6 protein-coding genes and 7 pseudogenes are annotated in these 14,439 nt (G+C 36.3%); 5 read left to right on the top strand and 8 right to left on the bottom strand.

What is annotated here, in order from left to right; genetic code table 11:
- Nucleotide 1: 1 nt before the first annotated feature.
- Nucleotides 2–3,343 (bottom strand): annotated as a pseudogene (gene mfd / locus N7U66_RS11045) (transcription-repair coupling factor).
- 426 nt (nucleotides 3,344–3,769) lie between these two features.
- On the opposite strand from mfd, the pseudogene N7U66_RS11040 reads away from it, so the two are divergent.
- A pseudogene (locus N7U66_RS11040) lies at nucleotides 3,770–4,202 on the top strand (TerB family tellurite resistance protein).
- 139 nt (nucleotides 4,203–4,341) lie between these two features.
- Here the strand turns inward: N7U66_RS11040 and fbp are convergent.
- Nucleotides 4,342–5,347, bottom strand: a pseudogene (gene fbp / locus N7U66_RS11035) (class 1 fructose-bisphosphatase).
- Nucleotides 5,348–5,465: 118 nt separating this feature from the next.
- Here fbp and N7U66_RS11030 point away from each other — a divergent pair.
- The 4 genes and pseudogenes from N7U66_RS11030 (at nucleotide 5,466) to N7U66_RS11015 (ending at nucleotide 10,114) form a co-directional block, all read left to right on the top strand.
- Nucleotides 5,466–5,948, top strand: a complete 483-nt coding sequence (locus N7U66_RS11030; protein ID WP_267675364.1) for a GNAT family N-acetyltransferase — start codon at nucleotides 5,466–5,468, stop codon at nucleotides 5,946–5,948.
- Nucleotides 5,945–7,195, top strand: a pseudogene (locus N7U66_RS11025) (aspartate kinase). The gene N7U66_RS11030 and the pseudogene N7U66_RS11025 overlap by 4 nt, the downstream one beginning before the upstream one ends.
- Before the next feature lie 40 nt (nucleotides 7,196–7,235).
- Nucleotides 7,236–9,056 carry a lysophospholipid acyltransferase family protein gene (locus tag N7U66_RS11020; protein ID WP_267675363.1) on the top strand — a complete coding sequence of 607 codons (1,821 nt, stop codon included), beginning with the start codon at nucleotides 7,236–7,238 and terminating at the stop codon, nucleotides 9,054–9,056.
- 26 nt (nucleotides 9,057–9,082) lie between these two features.
- Nucleotides 9,083–10,114, top strand: a complete 1,032-nt coding sequence (locus N7U66_RS11015) for a carboxypeptidase-like regulatory domain-containing protein (RefSeq protein WP_267675362.1) — start codon at nucleotides 9,083–9,085, stop codon at nucleotides 10,112–10,114.
- Between the two features lie 162 nt (nucleotides 10,115–10,276).
- On the opposite strand, the gene N7U66_RS11010 is transcribed toward N7U66_RS11015, so the two are convergent.
- The 6 genes and pseudogenes from N7U66_RS11010 to mgtE all read right to left on the bottom strand — a co-directional run bounded on the left by N7U66_RS11010 (nucleotide 10,277) and on the right by mgtE (nucleotide 14,427).
- Nucleotides 10,277–10,612 (bottom strand): TM2 domain-containing protein, encoded by a 336-nt coding sequence (locus N7U66_RS11010; protein WP_313791174.1) that lies wholly within the window; start codon nucleotides 10,610–10,612, stop codon nucleotides 10,277–10,279.
- A 54-nt stretch (nucleotides 10,613–10,666) separates the two neighbouring features.
- Nucleotides 10,667–11,053 (bottom strand): VOC family protein, encoded by a 387-nt coding sequence (locus tag N7U66_RS11005; protein WP_267675361.1) that lies wholly within the window; start codon nucleotides 11,051–11,053, stop codon nucleotides 10,667–10,669.
- Between the two features lie 53 nt (nucleotides 11,054–11,106).
- A pseudogene (locus N7U66_RS11000) lies at nucleotides 11,107–11,563 on the bottom strand (DUF1801 domain-containing protein).
- Nucleotides 11,564–11,591: 28 nt separating this feature from the next.
- Nucleotides 11,592–12,529, bottom strand: a pseudogene (locus tag N7U66_RS10995) (2-hydroxyacid dehydrogenase).
- A 3-nt stretch (nucleotides 12,530–12,532) separates the two neighbouring features.
- Nucleotides 12,533–12,898: a cupin domain-containing protein gene (locus N7U66_RS10990; protein ID WP_267675360.1), complete on the bottom strand. Its 366-nt coding sequence runs from the start codon at nucleotides 12,896–12,898 to the stop codon at nucleotides 12,533–12,535.
- Nucleotides 12,899–13,078: 180 nt separating this feature from the next.
- Nucleotides 13,079–14,427: pseudogene (gene mgtE, locus N7U66_RS10985) on the bottom strand (magnesium transporter).
- Nucleotides 14,428–14,439: the final 12 nt, after the last annotated feature.

The raw sequence follows: 14,439 nt of genomic DNA, 5'->3' as shown, positions 1-14,439 counted from the left end.
ATTAAGCCAAAATAGGTTCTAACGCCTTTAAGGCCTGTTTTACAGTTTTTATATGCTCAAAGGTAAGTAATAATCGTAAACCTTTTCCGGTCTGCTTTTCTTTCATCTTACCCAAATTTGGATTCTTTTGTACGTATTGTAATAGTTTGGTAAAGGGTGTACTTTGGTAAAAACCACTTTGTTGATCGTTAATAAAGTAGCCTACGAGTTTGCCTTTTTTCATGATTACTTTTTCTAGACCTAGTTTCGAAGCCACCCACTTTAGGCGAACGCTATTCAATAAATCTTCTACTGGTACAGGTAATTCTCCAAAACGGTCAATAAGTTCTATTTCGAATTTTTCAAGTTCAGCTTCTGTTTTAAAATTATTAAGTTGTGTGTACAAGTTAAGTCTTTCGGTAATATTATTAACATAATCGTCTCGGAAATAACAATTCAAAGTCTGTATCGATGGTCATGTCTTTAACATACGCTTTCGTCTCAATATCTTCAGGATATAACTCTTTAAACTCCGTTTCTTTAAGTTCATCAATGGCTTCATTTAATATTTTCACGGTAGGTATCAAAGCCTATTTCATTAATGAACCCACTTTGCTCGCCACCTAATAAATCGCCTGCACCACGAATTTCTAAATCTTTCATGGCAATATTGAAACCACTACCTAGCGCTGTAAATTGCTCCAAGGCCTGAATACGTTTTCACGGCATCGTCTGTCATTGCTGAATATTCGGGGGTAATAAAATAACAAAACGCTTTTTTATTACTTCGACCTACACGACCACGCATTTGGTGTAGATCACTCAACCCAAAATTATTTGCGTTATTAATAAAAATAGTATTGGCATTCGGGACATCTAGGCCGCTTTCAATAATCGTCGTACTTACCAACACATCAAAAGCACCTTCCATAAAAGAGAGCATGAGTTCTTCTAATTTTTTTCCATCGAGTTGTCCGTGACCAATTCCAATTTTAGCATCGGGCACCAAGCGCTGAATCATCCCAGCCACTTCCTTGATATTCTCAATACGATTATGGATGAAGAATATTTGTCCGCCACGTTCTATCTCATAACTAACGGCATCTCGAATCGATTCTTCACTAAAGCGAATCACGTGACTTTCAATAGGGTATCGGTTTGGTGGCGGTGTAGTAATCACAGACAAATCTCTTGCTGCCATTAAACTAAACTGAAGGGTTCTTGGTATAGGAGTAGCGGTTAATGTTAACACATCGACATTGTCTTTTAGTGTTTTTAGTTTCTCTTTAACCGCAACGCCAAATTTTTGTTCTTCATCAACGATAAGTAACCCTAGGTCATTAAACTTTACATTTTTGTTAACGAGTTGATGCGTTCCGATAATAATATCGACATGTCCTTTCTCAAGTTTCTCTAAAGTTTCTCGTTTTTCTTTCGCGGTACGGAAACGATTCACATAATCGACAGTAACGGGAAACTCCTTTAAGCGTTCACTAAAGGTTTTGTGGTGCTGAAATGCTAGAATGGTAGTAGGCACTAAAACAGCTACCTGTTTACCGTTATCTACAGCTTTAAAAGCTGCGCGAATCGCGACTTCTGTTTTGCCAAAACCAACATCCCCACAAATTAAGCGATCCATAGGGCGTTCACTTTCCATATCTGTTTTAATATCTGCTGTTGCTGTGATTTGATCTGGCGTGTCTTCGTAAATAAAAGAGGCTTCTAATTCGTGTTGTAAATAGGTGTCCGGCTTATATTGATATCCCTTTTCAAGCTTACGTTTTGCATATAACTTGATGAGGTTGAAAGCAATATGCTTGACTCTTGATTTTGTTTTTTCTTTTAGTAATTTCCAAGCTTTACTACCTAATTTATATACTTTAGGTGGCTTGCCATCTTTACCATTAAATTTCGTGATTTTATGTAAGGAATGAATACTTAAATATAGCACATCGCGTTCGCCATAAACGAGCTTAATGGCTTCTTGCTTTTTGCCTTCAACATCTATTTTTTGAAGGCCGCCAAACCTTCCAATGCCATGATCGATATGGGTTACATAATCTCCAATATCTAAATTGGTTAGTTCTTTTAAAGTGATGGCTTGTTTTTTGGCATAGCCATTTTTTAAATGAAATTTATGATAGCGCTCAAAGATTTGATGATCGGTGTAGCAAACGATCATATGATCGTGATCTATAAAACCTTGAAATAGTGAAATAATAATAGTTTCATAGTGCACTTCTTGCTCCACATCATCAAAAATATCATGAAAACGTTTGGCTTGTTGTTCACTAATACAAGCGATAAAGTTTTTATAGCCCTTATTATGATTCCTATTTAAATCATCGATTAATAAGTCGAACTGTTTATTAAACGACGGTTGCGGGGTGGTGTTAAAGGTGATGTTTTCTTTAATACTCAACCAGGCGTCACTACCAAACTCAACGACATTGAAGTCTATTAATTGTTTTTTTAAGAGTGTGGCATTACAAAACAATTCACTAGGCTCGGCATGTTTCACCTCTGTAGAAAGACTTTTGAAGGCCGCTTCCGCTTTCCCAAAAAATTCATCGATTCTTGAAAACAAAACATCGATATTTTTGGTAAAAATCACAGTTTTTGAGGCAATGTATTTCAAGAAACTAGCCCGTGATTCTTCGAGGAACTTATTTTCTACATTGGGGATAATGCCTATTTTCTTAATTTGCTCATTTGAGAGTTGTGTTTCGACATCGAAAGTTCGAATACTGTCCACTTCGTCGCCAAAAAACTCGATACGATAGGGCTCATCATGAGAGAATGAAAAAACATCAACAATACCACCACGCACTGAAAATTCTCCTGGCTCTGTCACGAAGTCGACACGCTTAAATTTGTATTCGAATAAGACTTCATTTACAAAATCGATACTCAACTGATCGCCAACATTTATTTTCAGGGTATTGCGTTCCAATTCTTTTCCGGTCACTACTTTTTCAAATAGTGCATCGGGATAGGTCACAATTATTGCCGGTTTTTTTTGCGAGTTGATACGGTTTAAAACTTCTGCTCGCAAAAGCACGTTGGCATTGTCTGTTTCTTCTATTTGGTAGGGTCTACGGTAACTTCCAGGGTAGAATAACACATCCTTTGCGTTTAGTAATTGTTCTAAATCGTTAAGGTAAAAGGCAGCTTCTTCCTTATCGTTAAAAACAAGAAGGAAGGGTTTTTGCGCATTTTTAAAGCTTTCGCTTATAACAAAGGATAAGGCAGAGCCTACAAGACCTTTTACGTGCGACTTTGTTTCGGTTTGGGTAATAGCAGTCTGCAGTTTTTGCAGTTGCAAAGACTTTAAATAAGTTTGCGAGATTAGCGTTTTGCTCACGTATTTTGTATTGAAAAGCAAATATAAGTGATAGAATGCTGAATTGGTAATTATGTATTTATAACTTTTTATTTTGAGTGATAAACAAACCCATCTAGTCGTTAATCTATAGCCGTTTAAACCTGTTTAATATGAGTCAATAATTGTAGCCTTCTTCGGTTTTTACTAACTACTTTGTTGGGGGTAAACGCATTACATAGCCTGGCTTCTATTTTAATACACCGCTTTTATAAAAGATGTTAACGAATGATACCGCATTCTTTTTTAAATGCATTTGAGAGTTTTCTAAACGGGTAAAACAGTGTTAAAAGACAGTTCGAAAAGCGTGGCTTATATTTAATGTTTTTGGATTCAAAAAAAGAAACATTTAATTTTAAAAGATTTGAAGTTTAACTATCTTTGCAATACTAAAAAATTAAAAGATATATGTCATTTTCAGATTTATTTGATAGCGGATTTAAAAAGCGTAATGAAGATCATTTTGCTGCAATTGTTAGAGTTGCTATGGATGATGGGATTATTAGCGAAGAAGAAAAAAGGTTTTTAGACCGTTTGGCACGTAATTTAGATATTAGTGAAGTCGATTATAAAATTATTTTGAAGGATTACCAATTACACCCAATAAACCCTCCAACCTCTTATGACAATCGTTTAGAGCGCTTATACGATTTAGCGCGTATGGTGTATGTAGACCATATAAAAGGAAATCAAGAGGACGTTTTATTAAGAAAAATTGGGGTTGGTTTAGGTTTTAGTCCGAGAGAATGTAAAATATGTTGTTGATAAAGCGCTAACTTTAGTAAGTAACGGTGTTGATTTAGAGACCTTTACTGAGGAAATTAAACACATGAATAGATAATTTTCTATTTAAAGATATAAAAAAAAGCAAGCCTAATTCGCTTGCTTTTTTATTATATATTTTCTTCTGTTAGCCATAGCCTTTCTATTGAACTTGTGCTGGTATTAAATTCATACAACACCTTTTATGGCAAGGACTATTAAGCGTTTTGCATGAATGTTTCGGCCTTTTCCACCATGTTTTTGCTGCCGCAGAAAAAGGGAACACGTTGGTGAAGTTCTGTAGGTTCAATATCTAAAATTCGAGTAAAACCATCACTCGCTTTGCCATTTGCTTGTTCTGCTAAAAAGGCCATAGGGTTACATTCGTATAATAAACGCAGTTTCCCATTAGAGTTTTTAGAACTTTTAGGATAGATGTAAATACCGCCTTTAATCATATTTCTATGAAAATCTGAAACCAAACTTCCAATATATCTTGAGGTATAAGGCCGGTCTCCTTCTTCTTTTTGGCAATATTTAATATAGTCTTTTACACCTTGAGGGAAGTGGTTGTAGTTGCCTTCATTTACAGAATAAATGTGACCATCTACAGGGAATTGCATGTCCGGATGTGATAAATAAAAGGTGCCTAAAGCAGGATTTAGCGTAAACCCATTAACGCCATAACCAGTCGTATATACAAGCATAGTTGAGGTGCCATAAACCACATATCCGGCGGCTACTTGTTGATTTCCCTTCTGTAAAAAGTCTTCTAAAGTTACAGGGGTTCCTACTGGTGTTACCCGTCTGTAAATAGAAAAGATGGTACCCACCGAAACATTAACATCAATATTAGAAGAACCATCTAAGGGGTCGATTAACACCACGTATTTATTTTGGTTGTTTTTATCTTGACTGTTTATGGAGATAAAGTCATCCTCTTCCTCACTGGCAATACCGCAAACAATATTTCTGTTGGTTAAGGTATGTATAAATTTTTCATTGGCATAAACATCTAGTTTTTGCTGGTCTTCACCTTGTATATTGGTATCGCCTGCCGCTCCAATAATATCTACCAAACCTGCTTTATTCACTTCGTGATTCACTACTTTTGCAGCCGAGACGAATAGAGTTGATTAATCTTGATAATTCTCCTGAAGTATATTTGAAAGACGATTGATTTTCAATGATAAATTCTCCTAAGGTTTGATTTTTTCTTGACATAAAATGAGACTTCTTTTTTGCAAATATCTGACTTTTTTAGCGACCTACAACGTTTTCGTTAATTATTAAAACTGAAACTATTTAACTTTAAACTATATTTGAAATTAAATTTAAACTTATGTCTTTCACTATTCGTTTAGCCACTGCGGCAGACATGCAAAGTGTTCATGATCTCATCGTGGAACTTGCCATCTATGAAAAAGAACCAGAAGCCGTTATTATTTCGGTTGAAGATTTAAAACGGGACGGGTTTGGTACGTCGCCAAAATTCACTTGTTTTGTGGCAGAAAAAGCACATCAGGTTGTAGGAATCGCTTTAGTATACAAACGGTATTCCACGTGGAAGGGTGAGGTGTTGCATCTTGAAGATTTAATAGTGAGCCAAAAAATGAGAGGGACTGGCCTAGGGACTGCATTACTTGATGAAGTTGTGAAATATGGTCATGAGTTGGGAGTCAAACGGATTTCGTGGGAAGTGATAGACTGGAACGAATCGGCCATTACTTTTTATGAAAATAAAGGCGCTAATGTGATGCGTGATTGGGATGTTGTGCAATTGGATGAATCGGGTATAATAAATTATTTGAACACTATTTCATGAGAATATTTAAATTTGGTGGAGCTTCTGTAAAAGATGCGAATGGGGTGAAAAACGTTATTCGTGTATTAGAAAAAGTAGGTTATAAAAACACACTTATTGTAGTTTCTGCAATGGGAAAAACCACGAATGCTTTAGAAGTTGTCATTGATAAATATTTGAATGATAAAACAAAATTAGCAAACGAATTATTTGAGGTTAAAACCTACCACCAGACTATAATTAGCGATCTATTTGAAACAGAGCAACATCCTGTATATCAAGCTGTAGGTTTGCTTTTTGAAGAACTACAGCAGTTTTTTACCAGTAATAAATCTCCGAGACTACAATTTTGTCTATGATCAGGTCATTGGCTTTGGTGAGCTACTTTCAACAACCATAATCAGTCAATATCTAAATGAAAAGCACTTAAAAAACAGCTGGTTAGATGTTAGAAAATGTATTAAAACCGATAACTACTATCGTCGTGCTAATGTAGATTGGGAAGCGACCCGGATGCATATTGCAAAAGCAGTAGAGGCTTCTACGTTATATATTACTCAGGGGTTTTTAGGAAGCGATAGTAACAATTTCACCACCACCTTAGGGCGAGAAGGGAGCGATTACACGGCGGCTATTTTTGCCTATTGTTTAAACGCTGAGAGTGTTACCATTTGGAAAGATGTTCCTGGGGTATTAAATGGGGATCCAAGACATTTTAACAATGCGAAGCTGTTAAACACTATATCTTATACCGAAGCGATTGAGTTGGCCTTTTACGGGGCCTCTGTAATTCACCCAAAAACATTGCAGCCATTACAGCGTAAGGAAATTCCTTTGCATGTTAAATCCTTTTTAAATCCGGAAGATAAAGGAACAACCGTTAATAAAACAAAAGGTATAGAGCCAAATGTCCCCTGTTTTATTTTAAAACAGAATCAGGTGTTGTTATCATTATCAACCTTAGATTTTTCTTATATCGTAGAAGAAAATATCAGCGAAATTTTCACTTTATTGGCGTTATATAAAATGAAAGTGGATGTGATTCAAAATTCGGCCATTAGTTTTTCTGTGTGTTTTGAAAATGCATACAATAACTGGACCCATTATTGTTACACTTAAAAGCAAAATTTAAAGTGACATGTCACAACAAAGTGCATTTATATACCATTAGACATTTTGATGCCATTTCGATTAAAACATTAGAACAAGGTAAAACGGTTTTATTAAAACAACTATTTCAAGAAACAGTTCAAATTGTAACTGAATAATCTATTGCTTACATTTGTAGCAATTAACTAAAAATAAACTATGGGATTAGTAACGGCAAAAGAGGTTTCAAAGGCAATTCACCTTGACAAATATGGTGTTTTTGGAACTTTTACTGGTTGGTTATTGATGAAGGTTTTAAAAATTTCAACACTTAATGAAATTTACAATCGCAATAAACATTTAGGTGAAGTCGAGTTTCTTGATGCTATTTTAGAGGAGTTTCAAATTAAGTTTGAAATTCCGGAAGAAGACTTAAAAAGGTTGCCAAAAGAAGGGGCTTATATCACTGTTTCTAATCATCCTTTAGGAGGTATTGACGGTATTCTATTGCTTAAGTTAATGCTCGAGCAGCGTTCAGATTTTAAAATCATCGCTAATTTTCTATTGCACCGCATAGAACCCATGAAGCCATATATCATGCCAGTTAACCCGTTTGAAGATCGTAAAGATGCGAAGTCCAGTATGGCAGGTTTTAAACATGCGATTTTGCATATTCGTGAAGGGCATCCTCTAGGTATTTTTCCTGCTGGCGAAGTGTCTACCTACAAAGATGGTAAATTAATGGTTGACAAACCTTGGGAAGAAGCAGCGATGAAATTGGCTCAAAAAGCAAACGTACCTATTGTTCCTATTTATTTTCATGCCAAAAACAGTAAATTGTTTTACAAGCTTTCAAAAATTAACGATACGTTTAGAACGGCAAAATTACCTTCAGAGTTGCTAACACAAAAGCGCAGAACCATTAAAGTGAGAATAGGAAAAGCCATTTCTGTAAAAGACCAAGACGAGCATGAGACTTTAGAAGAGTTTTCAGAGTTTGTTAGAAAGAAAACGTATATGTTGTCTAATGCCTTTGAACCCAAAGAGAAAATTATAAGCAGTATTTCTTCCAGTTTGAAAGCGCAGAAGATTCCAAAGAAAATTGTGACGCCTGTAGATTCTAAAATCATGATTAATGAAGTAAAGGCGCTACTAAAAAGTGACCGGCGTTTATTAATTAGCAAAAATTACGAAGTCTATTTAGCACCAGCAAACGAAATTCCTAATATACTGCGCGAAATAGGACGGCTGCGCGAAATTACGTTTAGAGAAGTTGGTGAAGGCACCAACGAAGCCATAGATTTAGATACTTTTGATACGTATTACTACCATATGTTTTTGTGGGATAATGAAACTAAAGTGATTGCGGGAGCGTATAGAATGGGGTTGGGGTCCAAGATTTTTGAATCTTTTGGTATCGATGGATTTTATCTTCAAGATTTATTTCGTTTTGAACCCGAGTTACATAAAATGATGAGTGAGTCTATTGAGCTTGGTCGTGCTTTTATAATTAAAGAATACCAGCAAAAGCCCATGCCCTTATTTTTACTCCGGAAAGGAATTGTACATACGACCCTACGTCATCCAGAGCATAAATTTTTAATTGGTGGTGTGAGTATTAGTAATCAGTTTTCAAATTTCTCAAAATCTTTAATGATTGAATTTATGAAATCTCATTATTACGATCCTTACGTTGCCCAATATGTAAGACCTAAAAAGGAGTTTAAGGTAAAACTTAAAGATGCTGATAAAGACTTTGTTTTTGATGCTACGGAAGCCGATTTGAATAAGTTTGATAAGATTATCGATGAAATAGAGCCAGGTGCATTAAGGTTACCGGTATTATTGAAAAAATACATCAAACAGAATGCGCGACTAGTGGCATTTAATGTGGACCCACTATTTAATAACGCGGTAGATGGCTTAATGTATATAAAAATTGAAGATTTACCTGAAAGTACGGTAAGGCCCGTTATGGAAGAATTTCAAGCCGAGTTGGAAAGAAAGTTTCCCAATGGTAATGGGGTCATTGAAGATTGATTTTTTAAATAAAGCCCTTGAATGCTATGCCATATAAATCTAGTGTGTTTTATTTTATCTTATTTGTGGGCGTAAATCTAGCCTGGTCTCAAACATTGAGTGGGACATTAAAAGACCGTAATACAAATGCACCCATTGTAGGGGCTTCGGTATATTTTGATAATACATCTTATGGAACAACCACTAATTTTGACGGAGAGTTTTATTTTGAATTAAAAAAACATATAAGTGCGCCACTAGTGATTTCTTTTGTCGGTTATGAAAGTATTATACTATATGCGATAGACTTCGATAAAGTTTACCATTTGTCACTAAAACAAGACGTTAACGCATTAGAAGAGGTTGTGTTAGACAGCAAAGACGAGTGGTCACGGCCATTTAAATTACAACAATTTAGGCGAGAGTTTTTAGGGCATTCAAAATTCGGAATGGGCTGTGCTATTTTAAATGAAGACGCCATTGTACTCAATTTTGATAGGAAGACGAAACAACTGGTAGCCTCATCAAAAGCTCCGTTAGTGATAAAAAATATAGCTTTAGAATATCTTGTGAGGTACGATTTAAATCATTTTAGTATTACCTATAATATAGATACAGATTCTACTTTAGATTTAGAAAACGCCTTTAAAACAGTTCATTCGGTTGGCTATTACGGTACTACCTTTTTCGAAAACATATCTTCTAACAATCACAGAAAAGCTTTGAGAAATAGAAAAGAGGCTTATATAGGCTCTACGCTGCACTTCATGCGAGCAGTTGCTAATAATAGGTTGAAGGAAGAAAAATTTAAGATTTTCAAGGGCGCTTATCAAATAAAACCCGAAACGCAAATTACCACGTTCAAAAATGATAGTACAAAAATCGTAGAAGTTGAAATTCCATTAAAGTTAAATATCCTTTGTAAAGGCAAACAATCTGCAATACAAAGCGAGGTCAAGCGTTTTCAAATTGATGCCTTTGGTAATCATGCACCTGTTGATAAAGTGTTGTTTGGTGGCTTTATGGGACATCAGCGTATAGGTGATGCGCTACCATTAGATTATGGGTTAGCACAATAACCCATCAGGCGGCTTTTACCGGAGTCGCTTATTTATATTAATAAAAGAAGTCCGGATGAAGGTTCACCTGGACTTGTTAAGCCCTTTTAGAACCAAGGCTTGCGGCCAACTTGATAAGTGTTGTAAAATTCTGCGTCCGTTTTTGTTAGATACATAATACCTTCAACAAGTCCGATTACAGAAACTAAAGCTGTAGGAATACCACACAAGAACCAACCGAACACCAACTGCTGCCATTATTATGCCTTCCTTTTGATAGCCTAAAATAAATTTATGAACACCAAGCCAGCCCAATAATATTGCCGTAATTCCAGCTAATAGTTTTTTGTTTTCTGCAGAGCTTCCAAAGGTTTCTTTAGCACTGTTAGAAAATTCATGAGCCGATTTCTTCGCTTCCTCAGCAAATTCCCCAGCCTTATCTGCAGCTTTTTTTGCACCTTCTTTAGCGTCACCTAACATATCGTCAAGGTTCTCGTTTAAGTTTTTTTCGTCAGACATTTTGATTTTTAATTTATTGGTTGAAAGCTAAAGTTAATAAAAATTTGATTCGTTTTACAAAAGGGCTTGGTCTACTGGCTCCCAAAGTTCAATTTTGTTACCATCATTGTCTAAAATCCAACCAAATTTTCCATAATCATATTCTTCCATTTGGCCAACAACAGTTACCCCTTCCGCCTGCAATGTGGCTAATAATTCTTTAAGATTTTCTACTCGGTAATTAAACATAAAATCTTTTTTAGAAGGCGCAAAATATTCTGTGTCTTCTTTAAAGGGTGACCATTGGGTGGAGCACTCGTTCCCTTCTTTGTCTTTCCACAAAAAGGTACAGCCATAATCGTCTGTGTTAAATCCTAAATGTTTTTTATACCAGTTTTTTGTTTGTTCCGGGTCTTTTGTTTTAAAAAAAAGACCCCCAATTCCTGTAACACGCTTTTTCATATCTATTTGTTGTTTTACTGTTATCCTTTGCTTAATAAAAGCTTGGAAGATATTTATTTCTTTATCGCTTTCTGATAAAGGTCAACCCACTCTTCAACACTCATTTTACTAAGTAGTTCTTCAATTAAATTATACGGGATGGCATCTATTTTTTTAAAGCGTACACAGCTTTTGCCCATGTCTAGTTTGTGTTTTGAATGCTTTGGGTATTCAGCCACAAACCAGTCGTGGAGTTCCTTTTTTGCATACAGTCCGGAATGGTATAGCGCAATAAAGTTTTTTTGAGAGGCCACGTTTATAAATGGTAACGGGGGAAAAGGTTTACAGTGGTATCCCTCTCGGATAGATAGATTTGGGAACGTAATACGCTAACATACCATAACCCATTCCAGCTTCTAGACCTCTTGGCATATGGTTTATTATGAGATCATGGAGCTTCGTTACGGCCACTTTTCTTTCCTCAGGTAGCTGCTCGATATAGTCTTCCGGAGTTTTGGCGTTCGATGTCATAAACAGTAGTTTTTACGTAGGTATAAAGCTAACAAAATTTTGCTTTAATTTTGTCGACTATGGTTTGAGCCAATTTTTCTTTACTCTCTATAGTCCAACCTGCAACATGGGGCGTTAATAGCACGTTTTCTGAGTGGACTAAATATTGAAACGCTTTAGGTAATTTATTGTCACTAAATAAATCTTCAAATGAGGTTTTCTCATATTCTAGAACATCGAGTCCTGCACCTAAAATTTTACCACTTTTTAATGCCGCAACCAAATCTGTCGTGACCACACTTTTGCCACGGGCTGTATTTATGAGCCAAAAGGGATTTTTAAAGGCATCAACAAAAGCTGAGTTTACCATGCCAATGGTGTCTACCGTTTCGGTGTATGTAAACTTAAGACGTCTGCTTTTTGCTGGAGTTCTTCTAAAGTCACCTGCCTGGCATTGTCATCACCTACATCCGGCTTTATATCATAACACAATACCTGAACCTCAAACCCGTTTAGCTTTTTCGCGAATGCTTTACCCATATTTCCATAGCCAATGAGACCAACGGTTTTTCCGTCGAGCTCTTGTCCGCGATTGTCTTCACGCAACCATTTACCCTGTCTCACTTCTTGGTCTGCCTTGTTTAATTTATTAAAGAGTGATAGCAATAGGGCCAAGCTATGTTCGCCAACAGCATTCCGGTTGCCTTCAGGAGCTGCAATTAGTGTGATGCCTTTTTGTTGGGCAAATGCACTATCTATGTTTTCAAGTCCAGCGCCAACACGCCCAATAAATTTCAGCTTTTTTGCCGCATTTATAAACTCAGCATCAATATTGAAACGACTACGAATTATTAAACCATCAAAATCATGAATGTTTTTTTGAATGACTGCTTTGGAATCGGAATAATTCTCATGATTTTCGAATCCTAAATCCTTGAGTCTATTTATTAATAAGGGGTGATTGGTATCTAAATGAAGAATTTTCATAAATTATATTTCCGGATATTTGGTTTGTGTTTTATCGTCTTTTATGTTTCCTGTATGAGCGGTTGACAGTTTTTCGAAGAGTAAAACATGCACTTCTTCGTCATTTTTTGTCATAGGATTATGCTCTACACCTTTGGGTACGACAATAATTTCACCTTCTTTTACAATTTCTGTTCTGTCTCGAAATCGCATATAAAGAGTTCCTTTAAGCACTTGAAATAGTTCATCTTCATCATCATGACTGTGCCAAACAAATTCGCCTTCTAGCTTTGCTAAAAGCACTTGCATTGTGTCTACCGTTGCAATGCGATGGGGGTGCCATTGTTTTGTGAAGCTGGCGTGTTTTTTTTGTAAATTAATCGCTTTCATAATAAATGTATCTGAAGTTGAAAGTTACGAAGTTTTACGCTAGTGATGGAAGTGGGATCCTTTTTTTGCTTCAGGAGAAGGTCAAAAAAAATGTGTTAGAAATGGAAGCCGATCTGTAATGCTCCAAAATTTTAGAAAGCTTGTAGGTTTGACAAAAACGAAAAGGCTATTAAAAAAAACTTAGATACCTATAATAAGTTTAGCAATCCGTAGTAAATTAAAATCCCAAAAATATCGTTGCTAGTAGTAATAAATGGTCCGGTAGCGATGGCTGGATCTATTCCTTTTTTATCTAAAAACAGGGGTACAAATGTACCTATGAGTCCTGCGACGATAATGACAGCAACGAGAGATACAGAAATGGCTAGTGCCGTTAAGAACTCACCTTTCACAATCCACACGAAAGCGAAAAGGAATAAGGCTAGAATTGTTCCGTTGAGGGCTGCTAGAAGCATTTCTTTAATTAAGCGGTTATTAATACTACCTTTTACATCGTCATTAGCTAAACCCTGAACAATAATAGCACTCGATTGTACCCCCACGTTTCCAGCCATGGCTGCGATTAATGGTGTAAAAAAGAATAAAAGGGCATACGAATTAAAGGCTTCCTGAAACCCTTCCATAATTAAGAAGGCCCCTATGCCTCCAATTAATCCTAAGAAAAGCCAAGGTAAACGTGCTCTTGTTAATTGCAAGATACTATCATCGGCCTCGACATCTTTGGTAATACCTGCAGCCAGTTGATAATCCTTTTCTGCTTCTTCTTTTATGACGTCTACAATATCATCTATGGTAATACGTCCTAATAATATTTTATTCTCATCGACTACGGGTATGGCTTCCAAGTCGTATTTCTGCATGATTTTAGCGACGTCTTCAACACCTTCATCTACAGTGACGTAATCAACTTTTGGTATGTAAACGGTAGAAATATGAGCTCTTGGTGAGGCCATGAGCAAGTCTTTTAACGAGAGACGTCCAATAAGCTTTTCGGTATCATCTACAACATAAATGGAATGCACTCTGGTCACGTTTTCAGCTTGCGCGCGCATTTCTTTAACACATTCGGTTACCGTCCAGTTCTCATTGACTCTTACGAGTTCTTTTGCCATTAATCCGCCGGCAGTGTCTTCATCGTAAGCGAGTAACTCTTGAATTTCTGCCTTGTGGTCCTGATCTTCAATTTGTGCGATAACCGCTTCTTGCCGTTCTTCGGAAAGTTCAGCAATCATATCTGCCGCATCATCAGTATCGAGCTCTTCAATTTCTTCGGCAATCTCTTTTGTGGATAACAACGCCAAGATTTTCTCGCGATCGTCTTCATCCATTTCCATAAGGATTTCCGACGTTTTTCCGCTATCTAAAAGCTTAATGATATACGTGGACTGTTCGGGATTTAGGTCTTCGAGAATTTCGGCAATATCAGCATGATGGTATTCATTTAGTAATTCTAAAATGGCGTTATCATTTCTAGAATCTACTAATTCTTCTACTTGAGTAATAAGCGCGTCGCTTATTGTAAATTTGATATTTTCGTCCTG

This window comes from Lacinutrix neustonica, assembly GCF_026625145.1.
Taxonomy (GTDB): Bacteria; Bacteroidota; Bacteroidia; order Flavobacteriales; family Flavobacteriaceae; genus Lacinutrix; species Lacinutrix neustonica.
The sequence above is the reverse complement of the archived record's forward strand: the minus strand, read 5'-3'. Positions and strand labels throughout refer to the sequence as shown.